Consider the following 22,210-nt stretch of genomic DNA (forward strand, 5'->3'; position numbering starts at 1 on the left):
AAACCGGGAAGTAAGAGGTTAGCTCTTCTTCCCGGTTTTTTTAAGCAATTTTATTGTCTTTTTCAAAAATTGGATAGTCTTTCAATTGCCCAGAGAAAACTTCATTCAATGGTTCAAACGCTGTAAAGTCACTTGGCTTTAACAATTCAGGAGGGATATTATCAATTTTAATATCAGCCTCAAGCAGTGTCTGCCCAACAAATTGACTGCAGAACATGTGGTTTTCCCGTTTATAGGGAATTTGGAAAAGCATAGCGAACAGACCTAAGAAGTTATAGCGATAAAGTTTTTCTCGGCGTTTCATTTTATGGATGGAGCGTTTAATTTGTGCATATTTTTCTTTTGAAACTTGAAGTTCGTAAATGATGCAGGTTGCGTTTTGGAATATTGGCTCATGCATGTTTTCTCGAACAAAACCAGCTTGAAATGGATTTAAATCACTTTTTCTTCCAAAACTATATGTATTAAAAAGTGAAGCATCTAATGCAAGTGATACGTGTGAGAACGGAAATCCTGTTGATTTTTGAATCGTTCTTGCGAGTAGAGTATTGGTGCTAGTTAAAAGTATGTATATCTTCATTTTTGAAATCCCCTTTTTATATCGATACCATTATTTTAACGAGAAAATAGAGGATTTATAACCAACGATAGATGGAAACTAAGTCAGTATTTAGTCTGATTTTATTCAATAATGATGCCGAGCAGGGTGGATAATTTTAAGGCTTGTCCCTCGTTCACTTTTAGTCCTTTTAGTGATTCAATCGAAGCAATTAGTTTTTCAAATGTGCAGCTTGTGAAGTCAAGCCCGCTTAGCGAAGTATTAGCAAAAAGGCAGTCCGTTAAAAGGCAATTTTGAAATGAAAATTGTTTGAATTCAGTGCTTTCAAATTCTGCGCCAGTCAATTGGCAATCTATAAATGTGGCATTTTTAAATTTTGAAAAACTAAACCCTGCTAAATCGAGCAAACAATTCTGGAAGGTCACATTGTGTAGCAAGCTGTCGGAAAAATCAACGCCAGTCAATTTGCAATCGCTAAATGTTACGCGATGAACAGTGCTTGAATAGAGGGTTACGTTTGATAAATTGCATTTTTCAAAAAGAACATCAGTCAGGTCAAATTTCGGATAATAACGACCTTCGAAAAAGACATTTTCAAATTTTGACTGATTAATGACAAGACTTTCTGTTTCTGGAAGTGGGAAAGCGCCTGTAAAAAGGATGTGCTGCATATAAGAATCGGTTAAGTCTGCTTCAAACGCATTTGTTAAATGATGAGGAATTTTCGGTGCTACTATTTTAGACATATATAGGCTCCTTTATAAAATTTGAGCCGCCTCGTAAACGGAGACGGCTTTCATGATTATTTCGCTTTTGTTTTACCTGACCATTTACGGAAACCGCTTTTTAGCTGGTAAATATTCCGGTAGCCGCGCTTATAAAGCATGATGCCTGCACGATTACTACGCTGTGCGGACTGACAATATAAGTAAATGGGCTGATCTTTGCGGAACTCAGAAATACGCTGTTTAAGTTGCGTCACAGGAATGTTTCGTGCTCCTAAAATGTGACCGCCGTCAAACTCATTAGGCTCGCGCACATCAATAAGCTGTGCTTTGCGATACCCCTCCTTAAACTCTTCTTCTGATAAAACGGTGATTGCTTTTCTGCGCATAATTAGCTGATATACTTCATAACCAAGTAAAATCAGTAAAATGGCAATGGCTAAAATCCAACTGAAATCCAATTCTGTAAACTCCTTTCCAATACAACATCAATTCTATTATAACTTATTTTTTCCCACCATCAATGACTTTGAACGAAGATTTTTTCTTTTTTGAAATGCGATTTTCTTCGTTTCGGCGAAGTTGCTTAGATTGCTTCACCGCTTTTTTGTATCCTGACGCTTTTGGAGCTGCAATAAAATGAAATAAAACAAAGAGTAAAAGAGCGGAAATCGCCCCAATGATAATGAGTGTGACAAGTGAAATCGCGCCACCTGTAAAGATGCCAATCAGGCACAGTACAACAATTAGAGTCAAAATGATTTTGGATGATTTTTTCATATTCATCTACTCCAGTAACTCTAAATTTTGAGGCAATTCATCTTCTGGAACGCCTTCTTTTTCAACGCGCAAAAGTTCATTAAAAGAAGCGATAGCAACTTCAACTTGTGAATCGTCAGGCTCTTTTGTTGTGATAAGTTGAAGCCAGAGTCCTGGATAGCCTAGGAAGCGCAAAACGGGAATGTTCCGACACTTGTTTGTTAGTTGCAGCACTTCAAATGCAACGCCTAGCACAACCGGAATGAGCAAGATACGATCCACAACACGGAGCCACAGCGGGTCAGTTGGCACTAAGAAGTAAATGAACATCCCGACAATTACGGTGAATAAAATGAAGCTGCTCCCACAACGATAATGAAGCCGCGACTGCTTTTGAACATTTTCTACCGTAAGAGGGAGGTTGTTTTCATAGCAGTTGATCACCTTATGCTCGGAACCGTGATATTGGAAAACCCGCTTGATAATGGGGGTTTGTGAAATGGCAAAAATGTAAGTTAGCAACAATAAAAGTTTAAAAAAGCTTTCTAAAATGACTTGTCCAACATCACCTGGAACAAGAAAACGGAAAAACTGTGCGAGAAACACTGGAATCAGCGTCATCACGAATTTCGCGAAAACAAATGAAAGGACGCCAATAACCGCAACGCCGAGCCAGAGGGCAACTTTCGATTCTTTTTTCTCAATTTTTTCTTCCACTTCAGGTTGATTTGGATCTTCATCATAGCGATCAGTTGCAAACGTTAAATGTTTGGAACCAATGGCACTAGATTCAACGAGTGCCACAATACCTCTTAAAAAAGGAATGCGCTTTAAAGTCGTAACCCATTGAGGGCTATTTTTTTCTAAATAAAAGTACTCCATCGTACCGTCTAGTCTGCGAATGGCTGTAACGGTTTGCTTTTTGCCGCCAAACATGACGCCTTCAACGACTGCTTGACCACCATAAGCAGGTTTTTGTCTATCTTCCAACAAGTTCACCAGCCTTTATGATTTCTAAAAACTAATTATAACACAGGAAGCACAGGTTGTTGCTGACTTTTTCTTGAATGTTTTAATTTTATAAAAAAAGGCTATAAAAAGAGTAGTCCAATGCGTTTTGGGCTGTTCTACCTCACTTCACTAAAAAATGGTATACCGCAAAAACTCATCCAGCTCTCGGATGAGTTTTTGTGCGCGACTTATGGTAAAATAAAAAACGAAACTTACATATAGGGAGGAAGTTAAAAATGAATCGATTATCAAGGATACAGCAAGCACTTGTCAATGAAAAAATGGAAGCCGTTCTTGTGACGAGCGAATATAATAGACGTTACGTTTCTAGCTTTACTGGTACGAGTGGTGTGGCGCTAATTTTGCCCCAAAAAGCTTATTTTGTGACGGACTTCCGTTATACGGAACAAGCCGCTAAACAAGCTGTAGGTTATGAAATTGTGAAGCACCAAGGACCAATCTTTGAAACTGTCGAAGAATTACTCCAAAAAAATGGTGTAAAAACATTGGCTTTTGAAGAAGCTTATGTTACTGTTGCTGAATTTAAAGGAATGGAACAAATATTTTCTGCAGCACTTTCTCCAGTTCAAGGATTTTTTGAAAAGATGCGCCAAGTGAAAACAGAAGCCGAATTAAAAGAAATTCGAACTGCATGCGAAATTGCAGATGCCGCGTTTGAACATATCATTCGCTTTATGAAAGTTGGCATGACAGAGCTTGAAGTATCCAATGAACTTGAATTCTTTATGCGCAGACAAGGCGCGACTTCATCTTCGTTCGATACCATTGTGGCAAGCGGTATTCGTTCGGCGCTTCCACACGGAGTGGCATCTGATAAAAAAATTGAAACAGGCGACTTTGTAACAATGGATTACGGTTGCTATTACAATGGATACTGTTCCGATATGACGCGAACAGTTTCGATGGGCGAACCAAGCGAAAAATTAAAAGAGATTTACCAAATTACGCTAGATGCGCAACTTAAAGTTATTGAGGCATTAAAACCTGGTATGACTGGCATCGAGGCGGATGAAATTGCGCGTGATCACATTGCTTCTTTCGGCTATGGTGAGGATTTTGGACACTCTCTAGGTCATGGTATCGGACTTGAAATCCACGAAGGTCCAAACTTATCGATGAAGAGTCCGCAAAAATTAGTTGCCGGCAATGTAGTGACTGACGAACCAGGCATCTACCTACCTGGAATTGGCGGTGTACGTATCGAGGACGATATTTTAATTACAGAAACAGGGAATGAGGTTTTAATTCATTCGCCAAAAGAGCTCATTATTTTATAAAATTTCTTTGTAACTTTTAGCCATTTGTGGTTAAATAAGTAAGAACTAAGAAAATGGGATTTACAGGAGGAAAAAAGATGATTTCAGTTAACGATTTTCGTACTGGTCTTACAATTGAAGTAGATAATGGGATTTGGCGCGTTTTGGATTTCCAACACGTGAAGCCAGGTAAAGGAGCCGCTTTTGTTCGCTCTAAACTACGCAATCTACGTACTGGCGCGATTCAAGAAAAAACATTCCGCGGCGGCGAAAAAGTAGCCAAAGCACAAATTGATAACCGTAAAATGCAATATCTATATGCAGATGGCACAAATCACGTGTTCATGGATAACGAATCTTATGAACAAATTGAATTGCCAGCAACGCAAATTGAATATGAGTTGAAATTCCTAAAAGAAAATATGGAAATCAACATCATCATGTATCAAGGCGAAACAATTGGTGTAGACTTGCCAAACACAGTTGAGTTAGAAGTAACTGCAACTGAACCCGGAATTAAAGGTGATACTTCATCTGGAGGCTCTAAACCAGCAACACTTGAAACAGGCTTAGTTGTTCAGGTGCCATTCTTCGTAAACGAAGGGGACACACTTGTGATTAATACAACAGAAGCTAGTTACGTATCACGTGCTTAGTAAAAGAAGTAGTACTTATCCACCGATAGGTACTATTTTTTTGTGAAAAAATTGAAATATGAGCGTGTGATTTATCCATTTAAAAAGAAATTATGGTACAATGAAATTAGTTTGTGAACTAGATATGTTAAGGAGTGTAGAAAAAAATGCTATCATTTGATGATATTAAACAGCTTATTGAGCTGATTGACGATTCCAATTTAAATGAATTTGAATTAGACCAAGAGGGAACAAAGCTTTCTATAAAGAAAAACAGTGGCGTAGTTTCCCATGCACTAAGTGAAGTAGGACAAGTCGTTCTGCCTGAAGCTGCACCAAAAGTAAATGTTGTAGAAAATACGCCATCTCCAGTCGTGTCCGAAGCACCAGTGGAAACAAGCGATTTAGAAGTAATTACCTCTCCAATGGTAGGAACGTTTTATACATCTGGTAGCCCAGGCGAACCGCCATTTGTTGAAATTGGCTCTCAAGTGTCAAACAACACAATTGTTTGTGTCGTAGAAGCGATGAAATTATTCAATGAAATTACAGCTGACTTAAACGGTGAGATTGCTGAAATTTTAGTTTCTAATGGGGAACTTGTTGAATTTGGTCAACCTCTCTTTAAAGTTAGAAAAAAATAAGGAGTAATGCGAAATGATTAAAAAAGTATTGATTGCCAATCGTGGCGAAATTGCCGTTCGTATTATTCGTGCTGCAAAAGAGATGGGAATTGAAACGGTTGCGATTTATTCTGAAGCTGACCGCGATGCTTTACATAGTCAATTAGCTGATGAAGCTTACTGCGTTGGTCCAGCCGCAACAAAAGATAGTTATTTAAACATGTCAAATATTATTAGCGTCGCTGTTTTAACAAATTGTGATGCTATTCATCCCGGATACGGCTTTTTAGCAGAAAATGCCGATTTTGCGGATTTATGTGCTGATTGCAATATTACCTTTATCGGCCCAAGCGCGGAAGCTATTTCGCAAATGGGAACGAAGGATGTTGCACGCGAAACGATGCGGAAAGCCGGAGTTCCAGTTGTTCCCGGCTCACAAGGAATCGTTCAAGATGCCGAAGAAGGTAAGAAAATTGCTAAGAAAATTGGCTATCCAGTCATCATTAAAGCAACAGCTGGCGGCGGCGGAAAAGGAATTCGCGTTGCGGAGAGTGAAGAGAAATTAATTTCTGGTATCAAAACGACCCAAGCAGAAGCTGAAGCAGCATTCGGTGATCCGGGTGTTTATATTGAAAAATTCATCGAAGACTTTAGACATGTGGAAATTCAAATTATGGCGGATAATCATGGCAACGTTATTCACCTCGGGGAACGCGACTGCACCATTCAACGCCGCTTACAAAAGCTAATTGAAGAAAGTCCATCACCAGCCCTCGATGAAAAAACACGACAAAAAATGGGACGCGCTGCAGTTAAAGCGGCAAAAGCTGTTCATTATTCAGGCGCCGGCACAATTGAGTTCATTTACGAACCAAAAGAAAAAAGCTTTTATTTCATGGAAATGAATACGCGTATTCAAGTTGAACATCCTGTTACTGAACTTGTTACAGGGATTGACCTCGTGAAACAACAGTTTTTAGTAGCTTCTGGTGAAGAATTAACCATCAAGCAACAAGACGTGAAATTAAGCGGTTGGGCAATGGAATGCCGCATTAATGCTGAAAATCCAGAACGCAACTTTATGCCAGCGCCAGGTGAAATTAAATTTTACTTGCCGCCAGGTGGAAACGGTGTTCGAATCGATTCGGCAGCCTATCCAAATTATAAAATTCCGCCGTTTTACGACTCAATGATTGCAAAATTAATCTGTTACGCCGATACACGCGAAGAAGTTATCGAAAAAATGAAACGCGCGCTTTCCGAATTTGCGATTGATGGAATTCCTTCCACCATTCCATTCCACATAAAAGTGCTTGAAACAGAGGCGTTTCGTTCAGGAGATTTCAATACGAAGTTTTTAGAAAAAAATGATGTAATGAAAAACACTGAGGAGGAGTAATTTATGGCCTATACAAAAGATTTACGTAAAGGACAGGACGAACCACTTGGGAAGATTGAAATTGCGCCTGAGGTTATTGGTGTCATTGCTGGACTTGCAGCAAATGAAGTAGAGCAAGTGGCGGCCATGCAAGGCGGTTTTGCGACAGAAATGCGTGAACGTTTTGGCGGGGCAGTGAACTATCGTAAAGGTGTCAAAGTGGATTTACTAGAAGAAGGCATCACGGTTGAAATCTATTGCACAGTTTTATTCGGTGCAAGCATTCCGCTAGTCGCTGAAAGCATCCAAAATACGGTTCGCGATACAATTTTCAGCATGACAGGACTTCATGTTTTAGAAGTCAATGTGCACATTGTAGGCGTTCAATTTGAAAAAACCGAATCGCTTTCTTTTGATGACCTAACATTTTAAGAGACGTTTTTAAAGGAGTATTAAAATGAAAAGAAGAGAAGCACGCGAAAGAGCGCTTCAAGCTTTATTCCAAATGGAATTGAATGAAATGCCAGTCGAGCAGGCGATTCAAAATGTGATGGATGAGGAACAAGATGATTATGTTGAAACACTTGTAAATGGAGTGACAGAACATAAAAGCGAACTTGATCAAAAAATCGAAGCACATCTAGATAATTGGCAACTAAGCCGCTTAAATAAAGTTGACCTCTCCATTTTGCGAGTTAGCGCATTTGAAATGCTCTTTTTAGAAGATGTGCCAGATCGTGTAAGTTTAAATGAATCAATTGAAATCGCAAAGATTTATAGCGATGAAAAAGCAAGCAAATTTATCAATGGCGTACTCGCAAATATTGCACAAAACGATTAATGGTTTTACTGTAGATTTGGTGAAAAAAGTATTTTTCGCCAAGTCTATTTAATCATAAGTTTTCAAGGGGGCAATGAAGATGGCACAAGTTATTGATGGTAAAAAATTAGCAAAAGAGATTCAGGAACATGTAACGAAAGAAGTTAGCGCGCTAAAAAGCGAAGGCAAACAACCAGGGCTTGCAGTTGTGCTCGTAGGAAATAACCAAGCGTCACGTACATATGTAAGAAATAAACAAAAGCGCACAGAAGAAAGCGGCATGAAGTCAGTACTTATCGAACTTCCAGAAGATGTTTCAGAAGAAAAGCTGCTCCAAACCGTCAAAGATCTAAACGAAGACGAAACCATTCACGGGATTCTAGTGCAACTGCCACTTCCTAAACATATTTCGGAGGAAAAGGTCATTGACACGATTTCCGTACTGAAGGATGTAGACGGGTTCCATCCTCTTAACGTCGGCAACTTATTCGTTGGCAAAGATTCGCTTGTTCCGTGCACGCCAGCAGGGATTATTGAGCTCATCAAATCAACAGGTGAAACAATTGAAGGTAAGCGCGCGGTTGTCATTGGACGAAGTAACATCGTCGGAAAACCAGTTGCGCAACTTTTATTGCAAGAAAATGCAACCGTAACAATTGCGCATAGCCGAACAAAAAATTTAGCAGAAGTCGCAAGTGAAGCGGATATTTTAGTTGTCGCAACCGGCCTTGCTAAATTTGTGAAAAAAGACTATGTCAAAGCAGGCGCAATTGTCATCGATGTCGGCATGGACCGCGATGAAAACAACAAATTGTGCGGCGATGTCGATTATGACGATGTCTTCCAACAAGCAGGCTATATCACACCTGTTCCAGGCGGCGTTGGTCCAATGACGATTACAATGCTCCTTACGAACACGCTAAAAGCCGCAAAACGAATTTATAATAAGCAATAAAAATTGGACGTGATGATTTTGCAAGAAAAATATTTAACAGTTGAAGCACTTACAAAATACATTGAACGCAAATTTGAGGCAGACCCATATTTAAAACAAGTTTTTGTCAAAGGGGAAATTTCGAATTTAAAAACACCTGCGAGCGGCCACATTTATTTTACGTTAAAAGATGAAGCGGCCATGCTTCGTTCTGTCATGTTTGCAAAATCAGTTGCCAAATTGCCATTTCAACCAGAAGATGGCATGAACGTTCTCGTGACCGGTCGAGTGTCCGTCTTCAATAAGGCAGGACGCTATCAATTTTACGTGGACAGCATGGAACCAGACGGCGTCGGTGCGCTATACGTTCAATTTGAACAATTAAAAGCTAAATTAGACAAGGAAGGACTTTTTGATGCAGCGCATAAAAAAGTGCTTCCTTCTTTCCCTTCTAAAATTGCTGTCGTGACAAGTGCAACTGGGGCTGCGGTACGCGATATTTTGACGACGATTCACCGCAGAATGCCCAGTGTGGAAGTACTCGTTTTCCCAACACTTGTTCAAGGAGAAACGGCTGCTCGTAAAATAGCAGAAAATATTGCCCGTATTAATGCGCGCAACGACATTGATCTGATGATTATTGGACGAGGCGGTGGCTCACTCGAAGAGCTTTGGGCATTCAATGAAGAAATCGTAGTACGCTCGGTTTTCGATTCCGACGTGCCTATCATTTCAGCGGTGGGGCATGAAACGGACTTTTCGCTTGCTGATTTTGCGGCGGACGTTCGGGCGGCGACTCCAACTGCTGCTGCGGAACTCGCGGTGCCACACTATCAAGATTTAAATGAACGTTTACTTGAACGGAAGTATCGGCTAACAAATTTAATGCGGCAAACTTTAGAGCGTTCTGAAGTCAATTTGCGAGCGAAGCGGGAGCGACTTTTGCTACGTGGGCCAAGAAAATTGCTTGATGAGCAGACTGAACGTTTGGATTATTTTTCGGGGCGGATGCAAAATGCATTTTCGCGGGTTATTTGGCAACAAGAAACGCGTCTGACACAATTTTCCAATCGGCTACAACTGGTTTTACCCGAACGCCTAGTGGCGGATGCAAAACGCGACACAAAGGAACTGGCGGGGCGATTACAAGTTGCTACGACTGATATCATCAAATTGAAGCGATATGAGTTTGAAAAGCATATTTCGGCGTTGGAACTTTTAAGTCCGCTTTCCCTCCTAAAAAGAGGTTACGGGGTGACATATAAAGCCGGAAAGGTCGTGAAAGAAGTGCGCGAACTTTCTGCGGGTGATGAAGTGAAGGTTGTTTTAAGCGACGGAGCCTTTCTGGCAAATGTGATGAGCAAAGAGGAGGAAAAATAAATGGCAACAAAAAAACAACAAAGTTTTGAAGAAGCGATGAAGGAACTAGAAGCAATTGTGGAAGCTTTAGAAAGTGGCGATGCATCTTTAGAGGAATCGCTTGATATGTATCAAAAAGGAATCGAGTTAACGAAACTTTGCCAAACGAAGTTACAAGCGGCTGAGGAGAAGATGGCTAAAGTGGTAACGGAAACGGACGAAGAGAAGCCGTTTGAAGTGGAGGGCGAATAACATTGTCAAGCATTGATGCTTTTATAGATACGTATAAAGCAAAACTTGAAGAACGCCTCTTTTCCGCAGTTGAAAACGAAGCGATTGAACCACTTTTAAAAGAAGCGATGCACTATTCGCTTCAAGCTGGTGGAAAGCGAATTCGTCCACTTTTGCTATTTGCGACAATCGATGCTTTATCAGGCGACAAAAACTTAGGTAGCCACGCGGCGAGCGCGATCGAAATGATTCATACATACAGCTTAATTCACGATGATTTACCTGCGATGGATGATGATGATTATCGCCGCGGCAAACTAACGAACCACAAGAAATTTAATGAAGGAACGGCTATTCTTGCAGGAGATGCTCTCCTAACGATGGCTTTTTCGGAAGTAGCAAACGATGAAACGATTGATGCTAATAAACGGATAAAAATTATTCAATGTTACGCCAAAAACGCTGGCGCTCTTGGTATGGTAGGCGGACAGCAAGCAGATTTAACGGGCGAGGGCAAACAACTCACGCTTGAGGAGCTAGAATCAGTCCATGTGCGGAAAACGGGAGCACTGCTCCATGCGGCTGTCTATGCGGGCAGCGTGCTAGGAAATGCGTCAGCTAGTCAGCAGGAACGCTTGAGTGCGTACGCTCAAAATATTGGAATCGCTTTTCAAATTTGCGATGACATTTTGGATGTGACAGGGGATAAAGCGAAATTAGGTAAGGAAACAGGTTCTGATGAGCGAAACCAAAAGAGCACCTATCCAAGTTTATTAACACTTGACGGTGCAAAGCAAGCGTTAGACGAGCATTATCATTTGGCAATTGCAGCACTTCAAGGTAGCGATTTAAAAACGGATTTCTTAATTGATCTAGCTGATTTAATTGTGAAGCGAGATGATTGAATAGTTGTAAAAATTGTTTCACTATTTTGAGGTAAACATTTGCTTTTTTGATTCTTACGTGATATGCTTAAATAGCATTATTTTTGTGGGTAAGGATACGATTGTGAACAGCATTCCATCTCGTGCCATAAGCAAGAATAGTACAATATAATGTGCTCGGGAGCACGAGGAGGAATATTTAAAATGGAACAAGGTACAGTAAAATGGTTTAACGCAGAAAAAGGTTTTGGATTTATCGAACGTGAAGGTGGAGACGATGTATTCGTACATTTCAGCGCTATCCAATCTGATGGTTTTAAAAGCTTAGACGAAGGTCAAGCAGTTACTTTTGACGTAGAAGAAGGCGCTCGTGGACCACAAGCGGCTAACGTTAACAAAGCGTAATTACTATTTTAAAATCAAAAGCAAATCTCAATTTTGAGGTTTGCTTTTTTTGTTGTCTAAAAGTATTTTCACTTGAATTCACTTGGTGAAACAGATTGAAAATGATATAATGATTTCAAGTAATGGCAAATAAGCCCAAATAGAATGGGCACTTTTTATTAAATTATGAAGAAAGAGAGCTGTTTCTATTGGATCTTTTTAAAATTAAGGATCCTGCCTTCTTAAAAGATATGGCGATACCTGAAATGGAAGAGTTAGCCGCAGAGATTAGAAAGTTTTTGATTGAATCTACTTCGGTTACAGGTGGCCATATTGGACCTAATTTAGGTGTAGTTGAACTGACGATTGCACTTCATTATGCTTTCCAAAGCCCAGATGACAAATTTATTTGGGATGTTGGGCATCAGTCATATGTGCATAAAATTTTAACGGGTAGGGCAGATAAATTTGATACACTTAGGCAACAGGGCGGATTAGATGGTTTTCCAAAAAGAAAAGAATCTCCTCATGACGTTTTTGAAACGGGACATAGTTCTACTTCTCTTTCCGCAGCAGCAGGGATGGCAATTGCGCGAGATATAAAAAACGAACATTTTCATGTCGTGCCTATTATCGGTGACGGTGCTTTGACAGGCGGAATGGCGCTAGAGGCACTTAATCATATAGGCGATATGGGAAAAGAAGTGATTGTAATTTTAAATGATAATAATATGTCGATTGCACCAAACGTTGGTGCGATGCACAATATGCTCGGAAAGCTACGAACTTCGGGTAAATTTAAACGTGCCAAAAAAGATTTAGAGGCGGCAATGAAAAAAATTCCTACAGCGGGAGATAAAATCGCTGGTTTTGCAGAAAGAGTAAAAGATAGCGTAAAATATTTGCTCGTCCAAGGAACTTTCTTTGAAGAAATGGGTTACACATATTTAGGACCGGTGAACGGTCACGACTATCAAGATTTAATTACGAATCTTGAATTTGCTAAAAAGGTGAAGGGGCCAACGCTTATTCATGTTGTCACGACGAAGGGAAAAGGCTATGCTCCTGCTGAAACTGATAAGCGAGGAACATGGCACGGCACGGGACCGTACAAAGTTGAAACAGGTGCTTTTATTAAACCTGTAACAGATGCGCCGGCATGGAGTGAGATCATTAGTGAAGGCATTTTGGAACTAGCGAAAAAAGATGAGCGAATTGTTGCGATTACACCAGCTATGCCAGTCGGCTCTAAGCTAGAAAAATTTGCTTTAGAATTTCCAGAACGCTTTTTCGACGTAGGGATTGCCGAACAACACGCCGTTACGCTCGCTGCTGGAATTGCTGCGGAAGGTTTAAAGCCGTTTTTAGCAATTTATTCCACTTTCTTACAGCGCGGCTACGACCAAGTTGTCCACGATGTTTGCAGACAAAACTTAAATGTGATAATTGGAATTGACCGAGCTGGCCTTGTAGGCGGGGACGGTGAGACGCATCAAGGTATTTTTGACATTAGTTTTTTACGCGGAATTCCAAATATCGTGATTGCGATGCCAAAAGATGAATTTGAAGCACGCCAACTGATTCAGACTGCTTATGAGTTTGAAGGTCCATTCGCACTTCGTTACCCAAGAGGCAACGGATTAGGCGTTGATTTGAGCGGAGCAGCAGAAGCTCTTCCCATTGGGGAATTTGAAACATTGATTGAACCAGTAGATGCTGCAATTTTGACATTTGGCACAACCATTTCTATCGCTTGTGAGGCGGCTCTCCACTTACGCAAACAAGGATTACGCGTCGGCGTTATTAATGCTCGCTTCATCAAACCGCTTGACGAAGTTCTTTTACACCAACTTTTTGCGAAAAAAATGCCGATTTTAACGGTTGAGGAAGCCCTTTTAGCGGGTGGATTCGGCAGTGCGGTCTTGGAATTTGCAGAAGAACATGGGTATAGCGACAGTGTTATTAGTCGACTAGGCTTGCCAGATGAATTTATAAGCCACGGTTCAGTAGAAGTCATTTTAGAGGAATATGGCTTATCGGTTTCTGGCATTGAAATGAAAATAAAAGAAATGCTTGCGCGTTTCGGGAAGCAAAAGGCGAATTTATTATGAGTGTAAAAAAAGAACGCGCGGATGTTTTGCTAGTGGAACAAGGCCTTTTTGAAACGAGGGAAAAAGCAAAACGCGCCATTATGGCGGGAATTGTTTTCCGGACGGATACGAGAATCGACAAACCTGGCGAGAAAATTCCTGTGGATAGCGCACTACGCGTGAAAGGAAAAACTTTGCCGTATGTCAGTCGAGGCGGATTAAAACTTGAGAAAGCACTGCAAGTTTTTGATTTTGATGTGCGGGATAAATTGATGCTTGATATTGGCTCATCTACAGGAGGATTCACAGATTGTGCGCTTCAAAACGGGGCGAAACATTCATATGCGCTTGATGTAGGCTATAACCAGTTAGCTTGGAAGCTGCGCAATGATTCGCGGGTTACCGTGATGGAGCGAACTAATTTCCGGCATGTCACACCCGTAGATTTCGCGCTTGGCTTAGCAGATTTTGCGACCATTGATGTCTCATTTATTTCTTTAAAGCTTATATTGCCTGTTTTGCGTACGGTGCTTGTAACTGGCGGCGATGTGATGACACTGATTAAACCGCAATTTGAAGCAGGGAAAGAAAATGTTGGGAAAAAAGGTATTGTGCGCGATCCTAAAATTCATTTAGCGGTTTTAGAAGATATTTTAACGGAAGCCGCAAAGCTTGGTTTTAATGTGCTAGGCATTGATTTCTCACCGATTACAGGTGGCGAAGGGAATATTGAATTTATTGCGCATCTTAAATGGACGGGAAATGAATCAGGTGAAATTTTATTAGAGAGCCACGCGCTAGAAAAAATTGTTGCGCTTGCACATACACAATTAGACTAGAAAACCAGTTTTTTATGCTGGTTTTTTTATTTTATACGCATTTTACAAAAAATATAAACCCTCATGAATAAATAAAAATTTGTCAATTCAAAAAATATTTGCGTTAAATCCGTGACTTTATGCGATTTTTTCGTTAATATGGAGATATAAAAAATAACGCGAGGTGAAAAATAGTGAATAAAGGTCATCGACACATTATTATCCGTGAACTTGTAACTTCAAATGAGATTGATACGCAAGAAGAATTAGTAGAACTTTTGCAAAAGCGTGACGTGAAAGTTACGCAGGCAACCATTTCTCGTGACATTAAGGAACTTCATTTGGTGAAAGTGCCAACACAAAATGGAACATATAAGTATAGTTTGCCTGCTGATAACAAATTCAACCCACAGCAAAAATTAAAGCGTACGCTAGTTGACTGCTTTATTAGTATTGATACAGTTCAGTTTATATTGCTTTTAAAAGTAATGCCGGGAAACGGAAACGCAATCGGCGCCTTGCTCGATAATTTAAATTGGCCTGAGAAAGCCGGAACACTTTGTGGCGATGATACTTGTCTAATTATTTGTCGCTCGGAAGAAGACGCACAAAAAGTTTCAGAACGTTTAGTGGAAATGTTATAAAAAGGAGGACTTCGGCAGGTGTTACAAGAATTAACGATTAAAAATTTGGCTATCATTGAATCTCTTTCTCTGTCTTTTGAAGAAGGAATGACCGTTTTAACCGGTGAAACAGGTGCTGGGAAATCGATTATTATCGATGCTCTCGGTTTACTTGTAGGTGGCCGGGGATCAAGTCATTTCATTCGCCACGGCGAAGATAAGCTTTCTTTAGAAGGTTTATTTATCCTTGCAGAAGATAACATCGCTGCGCAAAAAACACTTGCGGAGAACGGTATCGATGCAACGGATAATATGGTTGTTTTAGAGCGAACCATGTTTAGAAGCGGGAAAAATGTTTGTCGCATAAACGGGAAGCTTGTGACAACAGTGCTTCTTCGAGATATTGGTTCCAAATTAATTGATATTCATAGTCAGCATGAGCACCAAGAGTTGATGCATGACGAGTTTCACCTTACACTTCTCGACCGGTACAGCGGCGAAACAAAACCGCTTCAAGAATATGAAGAAACTTTTACTTTGTATAAAAAGGCGCAAAAAGAATTTCGCGATTTCACAAAAAATGAACAAGAACTCGCTCAGCGTTTAGATATGCTTCAATTTCAAAATCAGGAAATTGAAGCTGCCCACTTGGAAGCTGGCGAAGAAGAAACCCTTCTTGCGGAAAAAAATATTCTGGCCAATTTCGAGAAATTAAATGAAAATTTGAATGGCGCGTATAGTGCGCTTCAAGCAGACTCTGGCGGACTTTCAGCTGTGAGTGAGGCGATGCATCAGATGGAAACGGCAAAAGGCGTGTCGCCCGATTTTGATAGCGTACACGAAACCATTGCATCAAGCTATTACCAATTGGAAGATGCGGCGATGCAAATTAGACAGGCGCTTGAGCAGATGGAATTCCAGCCAGAGCAATTGAACGAAATTGAAAATCGCTTGGCGGAAATGAACCAATTGAAACGGAAATACGGGAAAAAGGTGGAAGACATAATGGCTTACCATCTTGAAATCCAAGATGAAATTCAAAAACTCGCGAATAGCGAAGCACATGTTGGTGAACTTTCGGAAAACGTCGAACGGCTGGCAAAACAAGTCGCTGAAAAAGCCACGCGCCTAACTTCCCTAAGAAAAAAAGCCGCCACCCAATTGGAAGCGCAAATTAAGCAAGAACTCAGTCAACTGTATATGGAAAAAGCCATATTTGAGGTCCATTTTTCAACCAAAGAAGAGTATTCAGAAACGGGGCAAGATGAAGTGGTTTTTTATATGTCTACAAATCCCGGGGAGCCGGCAAAACCGATGACGAAAATTGCTTCAGGCGGTGAGCTATCGCGTATGATGTTGGCGCTGAAAACGATTTTTTCGAAGCATCAAGGGATTACGTCGATTATTTTTGATGAAGTGGATACGGGAGTAAGCGGGCGCGTGGCACAGGCTATTGCTGAAAAAATTTACGCGGTTTCGGTGGGATCACAAGTCCTTTGTATTACGCATTTACCGCAAGTTGCGGCAATGGCGGATCATCATTACTATATTACGAAAAATATTGAAAATGAACGAACGTCTACTAACGTGGAAATTCTTCACGGAGCTGAAAAAAGTTTGGAGATCAGTCGGATGATTGCGGGGACAGAAGTTACTGAGCTAGCGAAACAACATGCGGAAGAAATGCTTTCCCAAGCAAGTAAGACGAAATCCGCACGATAAAAAAATAAAATTGCTTGCATACGAAAAGCTTTTTGTTTAAAATATAAGAGTAAGTTTTATTACCTACCTATAAAAACAACTACTAATTTTTAATGTAGCTATCTTTTTTTATGGGAAAGCCAAGAGTGATGCAATCATTTTAGGGACGGTAAAACTTGCTTTCATCCAAAAGTTAAGTTTTTGTGTTAGTCGTCATGGTGGTTTGGAAGTTTTCAAACGAGTTCGGACGAAGAGGTTGTTCTGCCATATCATCTTATTTGCAACAGATTACGTGATGAAAAAGTGCACCTGATTTAGGAGAAAAAATAGATGATGCGGAGTATGAGGAAATAGTAACGAAGAAAATAACTTTAAGCAGATTAGTGGAAAACTCTAAATTCACGTAAATTAAAACGCAGCTCCTCGTTATTAGAATGATGAAATTCTTAGCAAGGTCAAGTGCGCTTTGAGGCTTTAGCGAGAAAGTCTCAAAGCATGAGCCGCCTGTGAAAGACACTATTTAGAATTCCTTCTGTGAAGAGTGCAGATATTTTATGAGGCCTACTGAAAATGCGGATTAAGTTCATTTATGACAGCATTGTTGATTCGAAAGTCCTGATGGTAATTTTTTTGCAAGTGATTCAAAATTAAATGTAATATTGCCCTTTTTATTAACTGGCAGAATGGTCTGAATATGTTATAAAAATCGGAATAAAGCGTTTTCTTTGTTTTTGATGCAAAGAGTTTTTGGATTGTGAAGCGTGCATGTTACAATAGTGCTGAAATAACTGATAACACATAATAAATTTCACAAATTTAATTCAGTAGGCGATTAGCGCTAGAAGGGGGCAGAAATGAGCTTTACAGTACTTGCGATTAATCCAGGTTCAACATCAACAAAACTCGCAATTTTTGATGGACATACTTTACGTTTTGAAGAAGAAATAAGGCATTCACATGAAGAATTAAAGGGGTTTCGAACAATTCTTGAACAGCTTCAATTTCGTAAGGAAATCATCATTCGAACGTTGCGAAGCAAAGCATTTTCGCTTGAGGAACTTGATGCTATTGTGGGACGTGGAGGGCTTTTAAGGCCACTAAAAGGTGGCACGTATAAGGTAACGGAGAACATGATTCAGGATTTACGAATTGGTGTTTCAGGGCAGCATGCATCTAATTTAGGTGGTTTAATTGCGGCTGAATTAGGCGAGGGCTTTCAAATTCCGATTTATATTGTGGATCCGGTTGTGGTTGATGAATTAGAACCAGTAGCGCGTATTTCTGGTCATAAGGATTATGAAAAAATTAGTATCTTTCATGCGCTAAATCATAAGGCTACGGCGCGTAAGATAGCAAGTGAGCTAGGCCAGGAGTATGAAGCGAGTCGCTTTATTATTGCACATCTAGGCGGTGGTATTTCGGTTGCGGCGCATAAGGACGGGTTTGCTATTGATGTGAATAATGCGCTAGGCGGCGAAGGTCCATTTAGCCCTGAACGCGCTGGAACTATACCGCTTAACGCATTTCTAGACGCGTGTTTTGACCAAAATCATTCAAAAGAAGAATTGCAAAAGCAACTTATGGGTGAGGGCGGCGTTGCTTCGTATCTAGGTACGACGGACATGCGTGAAGTTGAAAAGATGATTGCAAATGGTGATGAATACGCAGCGCTCATTTTTGATGCGATGGCCCTTCAAGTGAGTAAGGAAATCGCGAGTCTTGCTGTGCATTTTACTGGTGAAGTGGATGCCATTATTTTAACTGGCGGGCTTGCAAGGAGCGCTTCTTTTACGAAGAAAATAACGGAGCTGACGTCTTGGATTGCCAAGGTTATTGTCTCACCAGGTGAAGACGAAATGAAGGCTTTAAATGAAGGCGCACAGCGAATTTTGTTAGGACAAGAGATTGCTTTAGAATACTAGGAGGAGGATTTTTAGATGGCGAAAGAGTATGATGTAGTCGTTTTGGGCGGCGGAACAGGTGGTTATGTTGCAGCGATTAGTGCGGCAAAAAATGGCTTATCTGTAGCGGTTGTTGAAAAAGATAAACTAGGCGGAACATGCTTACATCGAGGTTGTATTCCGAGTAAAGCACTACTGCGCTCTGCTGAAGTTTTTCAAACTGTAAAAAAAGCAGAAGAATTTGGTGTTACAGTTGAAGGTGGTGCATCGCTTAATTTCTTAAAGGCACAAGAACGCAAAGCGAAAATTGTGGAGCAATTAACAAATGGTATCCATCAACTGTTTAAACAAGGGAAAATCGACCTATACGAAGGAAAAGGAACGATTTTAGGTCCATCTATTTTCTCGCCTACAGCAGGAACGGTATCCGTCGAATTTCTTGACGGCTCTGAAAATGAAATGCTTATTTCAAAAAATCTTATTATCGCAACAGGCTCAAGACCACGCTCTTTAAAAGGACTCGAACTTGATGAAAAAGATGTATTCTCATCTGACGGGGCGCTCCAAATGGAAGCTTTGCCGAAGTCAATTTTAATCGTTGGTGGCGGCGTAATCGGTATGGAATGGGCTTCGATGCTGCACGATTTTGGCGTTGATGTTACGGTTCTCGAATATGCAGACCGAATCATCCCAACGGAAGATAAAGAAATCTCGAAAGAACTCATGAGGCTCTTTAAAAAGAAAAAAATTAAAATGGTTACGAGTGCAGAAGTTCAGGCGGATTCTTTAATCAAAAAAGGTGGCTCTGTCACGATTGATGCGCTTGTTAAGGGCGAAAAGCAAACATTTACAGCTGAAAAAATGCTTGTGTCTGTTGGTCGCGCGGCTAATGTTGAAAATATCGGTTTAGAAAATACAGATGTTGTTGTTGAAAAAGGTTTTATTCAAGTGAATGATGTTTATCAAACAAAGGAAAGCCATATGTTTGCAATTGGCGACTGTATCCCAACGCTTCAACTGGCACATGTTGCGATGCACGAGGGAACGATTGCGGCGAACTTCATTGCTGGCAAGCAGGTGGAAAAATTAAATTACGACTTGGTTCCACGTTGTATTTATACTTCACCAGAAATTGCGAGTGTCGGAATGAGCGAAGACATCGCAAAAGAACGTGGACATGCGGTGAAAAAAGGGAAATTCTTTTTCCGCGGCATTGGGAAAGCACTTGTTTTTGGGGAATCTGACGGATTTGTTAAGGTTTGCTCAGACAAAGAAACAGATGATCTCCTTGGTGTGTCGATGGTTGGACCGCATGTGACGGACATGATTAGTGAAGCAGCTCTTGCACAAGTGCTTGATGCGACAGCTTGGGAAATTGGGGCGACGATTCATCCGCATCCAACTTTATCAGAGGCTTTTGCAGAAGCAGCTCTTACTGTTGATGGGAATCAAATTCACGGGTAATAAATACCTTGATTGATAATTAGGAGGAAAGATAATGGCTTTAAAAGATACTGGATTATCTGATGAAAAATTACTGGAAATGTTTCGTACGACTTTATTAGCGCGTCGTTTAGATGAACGTATGTGGCTATTAAATCGCTCAGGGAAAATTCCATTTACAATTTCTGGGCAAGGGCAGGAAATCGCACAAATTGGTGCGGCTTATGCCTTTGATTTAGATGCAGACTATTGTTTGCCGTATTACCGAGATTTAGCAGTTGTTCTTGCATTTGGAATGACAGCGAAAGATATTATGCTTTCTGCGTTTGCCAAAGCAGAAGATCCGAATTCAGGTGGACGACAAATGCCCGCCCATTTCGGGCATAAAGCGCAGCGCATTGTCACCCAAAGTTCTCCTGTTACGACACAATTCCCACATGCGGCAGGGATTGCGTTAGCTGCTCGTATGGCTGGCGAAAATATTGTCGCTTATACATCAACAGGTGAAGGTTCTTCTAATCAAGGTGATTTCCATGAAGGAATTAACTTTGCTAGTGTGCACAAATTACCTGTGGTTTATGTCATTCATAATAATAAATACGCGATTAGTGTACCAGCAGAAAAACAATATGCGGCGAAACAGCTTTCTGACCGTGCCATTGGTTACGGCATGCCGGGTGAACGTGTGGATGGAAATAATATTACCGAAGTCTATACAGCATTCAAACGCGCTGTGGACCGCGCTCGTGCGGGTGAAGGCCCATCGTTAATTGAAACAGTTTCATACCGTTTTACGCCACACTCTTCTGATGATGATGATAGCGCGTACCGTTCGAAAGAAGAAGTGAATGATGCGAAAGCAAAAGATCCGCTGCTTATCTTCCAAAACGAGCTTTTAGAAGCAGGCGTTTTGACAGAAGAAATTTTGCAAAAACTTGAAAAAGAAATTGCAAAAGAAGTGAATGAGGCGACAGAATATGCGGAAAATGCACCATACGCGGAGCCGGAATCAGCACTTCTACATGTATACGAAGAGAATGCGGAGGAGGAGTAAAAATGCCAGTCATTTCATATATTGATGCCATTACGATGGCGCTTCGCGAAGAAATGGAACGCGATGATAAAGTATTTATTTTAGGAGAAGATGTCGGTAAAAAAGGCGGCGTTTTTAAAGCAACAGCAGGACTTTATGATAAATTTGGTGAAGAACGTGTTATCGACACGCCGCTCGCTGAATCAGCGATAGCAGGTGTTGGCATCGGGGCGGCTATGTATGGCTATCGTCCTGTAGCTGAAATGCAATTTGCGGACTTCATTATGCCAGCAGTCAATCAGATTATTTCCGAAGCCTCAAGAATTCGCTACCGTTCAAACAACGACTGGACTGTTCCGATGGTCATTCGCGCGCCTTTTGGTGGCGGCGTCCACGGAGCACTTTATCACTCGCAGTCCGTCGAAAAAGTATTCTTCGGCCAACCGGGGCTAAAAATCGTCGTTCCATCGAACCCCTACGACGCAAAAGGGTTGCTAAAAGCGGCGATTCGCGATAACGACCCAGTGCTTTTCTTTGAACATAAGAGAGCTTATCGTTTGCTTAAAGGGGAAGTTCCAGAGACGGACTACACGGTTCCAATTGGAAAAGCCAATGTTGTACGCGAAGGGGATGATATTACGATCATTACCTACGGGCTTGCCGTTGAATTCGCGCAACAGGCGGCAGAAAGGCTAGCTAGTGACGGGTATGAGGCGCATATTTTAGATTTGCGGACGATTTACCCGCTTGATGAGGAAGCCATTATTGAAGCGGCTAAAAAGACTGGGAAAGTCCTTTTAGTGACCGAAGACAATAAACAAGGTAGCATTATTGGAGAAGTGGCGGCAATTATTTCAGAACATTGTTTATTCGACTTGGATGCGCCAATTGCGCGTTTAGCTGGTCCAGATACGCCAGCAATGCCATTCTCACCAACAATGGAAAAATATTTCATGATCAATCCGGATAAGATTTTAGATAAAATGCGGGAACTTGCGGAATTTTAAAGAAGGAGTGAAGAA

At 40.9% G+C, this 22,210-nt stretch carries 24 protein-coding genes; 19 read left to right on the forward strand and 5 right to left on the reverse strand.

All coding sequences use genetic code 11. The annotated features are described in order from the left end of the window. Positions 1-40 precede the first annotated feature (40 nt). The 5 genes from CFS04_RS07235 to CFS04_RS07255 all read right to left on the reverse strand — a co-directional run bounded on the left by CFS04_RS07235 (position 41) and on the right by CFS04_RS07255 (position 2,979). Entirely contained in the window at positions 41-580 is a 540-nt protein-coding gene (locus tag CFS04_RS07235; protein WP_088809939.1) for a hypothetical protein, read from the reverse strand. A gap of 101 nt (positions 581-681) precedes the next feature. Beyond that, entirely contained in the window at positions 682-1,305 is a 624-nt protein-coding gene (locus CFS04_RS07240) for a pentapeptide repeat-containing protein (RefSeq protein ID WP_088809941.1), read from the reverse strand. Positions 1,306-1,361: 56 nt separating this feature from the next. Then, positions 1,362-1,745: a rhodanese-like domain-containing protein gene (locus tag CFS04_RS07245; RefSeq protein WP_088809942.1), complete on the reverse strand. Its 384-nt coding sequence runs from the start codon at positions 1,743-1,745 to the stop codon at positions 1,362-1,364. Positions 1,746-1,788: 43 nt separating this feature from the next. Beyond that, a complete protein-coding gene (locus tag CFS04_RS07250; RefSeq protein WP_088809943.1) occupies positions 1,789-2,064 on the reverse strand; it encodes a hypothetical protein in 276 nt (91 codons plus the stop codon). A gap of 6 nt (positions 2,065-2,070) precedes the next feature. Next, the gene (locus tag CFS04_RS07255; protein WP_088810045.1) at positions 2,071-2,979 is read right to left on the reverse strand and encodes a DUF1385 domain-containing protein; all 909 of its coding nucleotides are present in this window, start codon (positions 2,977-2,979) and stop codon (positions 2,071-2,073) included. Between the two features lie 311 nt (positions 2,980-3,290). On the opposite strand from CFS04_RS07255, the gene CFS04_RS07260 reads away from it, so the two are divergent. From CFS04_RS07260 to CFS04_RS07350, 19 genes are all read left to right on the forward strand, one after another. Further along, on the forward strand, positions 3,291-4,352 hold the full coding sequence (locus tag CFS04_RS07260) for a Xaa-Pro peptidase family protein (protein ID WP_088809944.1): 1,062 nt from the start codon (positions 3,291-3,293) through the stop codon (positions 4,350-4,352). Between the two features lie 77 nt (positions 4,353-4,429). After that, on the forward strand, positions 4,430-4,987 hold the full coding sequence (gene efp, locus CFS04_RS07265; protein ID WP_088809945.1) for an elongation factor P: 558 nt from the start codon (positions 4,430-4,432) through the stop codon (positions 4,985-4,987). A 146-nt stretch (positions 4,988-5,133) separates the two neighbouring features. Continuing rightward, complete coding sequence (gene accB / locus CFS04_RS07270) at positions 5,134-5,610, forward strand: acetyl-CoA carboxylase biotin carboxyl carrier protein (RefSeq protein ID WP_088809947.1); 477 nt, start codon at positions 5,134-5,136, stop codon at positions 5,608-5,610. Positions 5,611-5,623: 13 nt separating this feature from the next. Next, on the forward strand, positions 5,624-6,988 hold the full coding sequence (gene accC, locus CFS04_RS07275; RefSeq protein WP_088809949.1) for an acetyl-CoA carboxylase biotin carboxylase subunit: 1,365 nt from the start codon (positions 5,624-5,626) through the stop codon (positions 6,986-6,988). A 3-nt stretch (positions 6,989-6,991) separates the two neighbouring features. Next, the gene (locus CFS04_RS07280) at positions 6,992-7,399 is read left to right on the forward strand and encodes an Asp23/Gls24 family envelope stress response protein (protein ID WP_007543544.1); all 408 of its coding nucleotides are present in this window, start codon (positions 6,992-6,994) and stop codon (positions 7,397-7,399) included. Positions 7,400-7,424: 25 nt separating this feature from the next. After that, positions 7,425-7,808, forward strand: coding sequence for a transcription antitermination factor NusB (gene nusB / locus CFS04_RS07285; protein WP_088809951.1), 384 nt, complete (start codon positions 7,425-7,427; stop codon positions 7,806-7,808). Between the two features lie 79 nt (positions 7,809-7,887). Next, positions 7,888-8,742: a bifunctional methylenetetrahydrofolate dehydrogenase/methenyltetrahydrofolate cyclohydrolase FolD gene (gene folD, locus CFS04_RS07290; protein ID WP_088809952.1), complete on the forward strand. Its 855-nt coding sequence runs from the start codon at positions 7,888-7,890 to the stop codon at positions 8,740-8,742. 15 nt (positions 8,743-8,757) lie between these two features. Beyond that, the gene (gene xseA / locus CFS04_RS07295) at positions 8,758-10,101 is read left to right on the forward strand and encodes an exodeoxyribonuclease VII large subunit (RefSeq protein WP_255377780.1); all 1,344 of its coding nucleotides are present in this window, start codon (positions 8,758-8,760) and stop codon (positions 10,099-10,101) included. Next, positions 10,102-10,332, forward strand: coding sequence for an exodeoxyribonuclease VII small subunit (xseB, locus tag CFS04_RS07300; protein WP_088809956.1), 231 nt, complete (start codon positions 10,102-10,104; stop codon positions 10,330-10,332). It begins immediately after the preceding gene. A gap of 2 nt (positions 10,333-10,334) precedes the next feature. Beyond that, positions 10,335-11,216, forward strand: a complete 882-nt coding sequence (locus CFS04_RS07305) for a polyprenyl synthetase family protein (protein ID WP_088809957.1) — start codon at positions 10,335-10,337, stop codon at positions 11,214-11,216. Between the two features lie 183 nt (positions 11,217-11,399). Further along, positions 11,400-11,600, forward strand: a complete 201-nt coding sequence (locus CFS04_RS07310; RefSeq protein ID WP_007474297.1) for a cold-shock protein — start codon at positions 11,400-11,402, stop codon at positions 11,598-11,600. A gap of 188 nt (positions 11,601-11,788) precedes the next feature. After that, positions 11,789-13,690, forward strand: a complete 1,902-nt coding sequence (gene dxs / locus CFS04_RS07315; RefSeq protein WP_088809959.1) for a 1-deoxy-D-xylulose-5-phosphate synthase — start codon at positions 11,789-11,791, stop codon at positions 13,688-13,690. Next, complete coding sequence (locus CFS04_RS07320; RefSeq protein WP_088809961.1) at positions 13,687-14,508, forward strand: TlyA family RNA methyltransferase; 822 nt, start codon at positions 13,687-13,689, stop codon at positions 14,506-14,508. Before dxs ends, CFS04_RS07320 begins: the two co-directional genes overlap by 4 nt. A gap of 173 nt (positions 14,509-14,681) precedes the next feature. Further along, the gene (gene ahrC / locus CFS04_RS07325) at positions 14,682-15,131 is read left to right on the forward strand and encodes a transcriptional regulator AhrC/ArgR (RefSeq protein WP_088809963.1); all 450 of its coding nucleotides are present in this window, start codon (positions 14,682-14,684) and stop codon (positions 15,129-15,131) included. A gap of 18 nt (positions 15,132-15,149) precedes the next feature. Continuing rightward, on the forward strand, positions 15,150-16,832 hold the full coding sequence (gene recN / locus CFS04_RS07330; RefSeq protein ID WP_088809964.1) for a DNA repair protein RecN: 1,683 nt from the start codon (positions 15,150-15,152) through the stop codon (positions 16,830-16,832). A gap of 833 nt (positions 16,833-17,665) precedes the next feature. Further along, a complete protein-coding gene (gene buk, locus CFS04_RS07335; RefSeq protein ID WP_088809965.1) occupies positions 17,666-18,733 on the forward strand; it encodes a butyrate kinase in 1,068 nt (355 codons plus the stop codon). Between the two features lie 15 nt (positions 18,734-18,748). Further along, a complete protein-coding gene (gene lpdA / locus CFS04_RS07340) occupies positions 18,749-20,176 on the forward strand; it encodes a dihydrolipoyl dehydrogenase (RefSeq protein ID WP_088809967.1) in 1,428 nt (475 codons plus the stop codon). A 34-nt stretch (positions 20,177-20,210) separates the two neighbouring features. Beyond that, positions 20,211-21,209 (forward strand): thiamine pyrophosphate-dependent dehydrogenase E1 component subunit alpha, encoded by a 999-nt coding sequence (locus CFS04_RS07345; RefSeq protein WP_088809969.1) that lies wholly within the window; start codon positions 20,211-20,213, stop codon positions 21,207-21,209. A 2-nt stretch (positions 21,210-21,211) separates the two neighbouring features. After that, complete coding sequence (locus CFS04_RS07350; protein ID WP_088809970.1) at positions 21,212-22,195, forward strand: alpha-ketoacid dehydrogenase subunit beta; 984 nt, start codon at positions 21,212-21,214, stop codon at positions 22,193-22,195. The last annotated feature ends 15 nt before the right edge of the window (positions 22,196-22,210 follow it).

Origin of the sequence: Listeria sp. ILCC796 (assembly GCF_900186175.1) — a bacterium.
Taxonomy (GTDB): Bacteria; Bacillota; Bacilli; order Lactobacillales; family Listeriaceae; genus Listeria; species Listeria goaensis.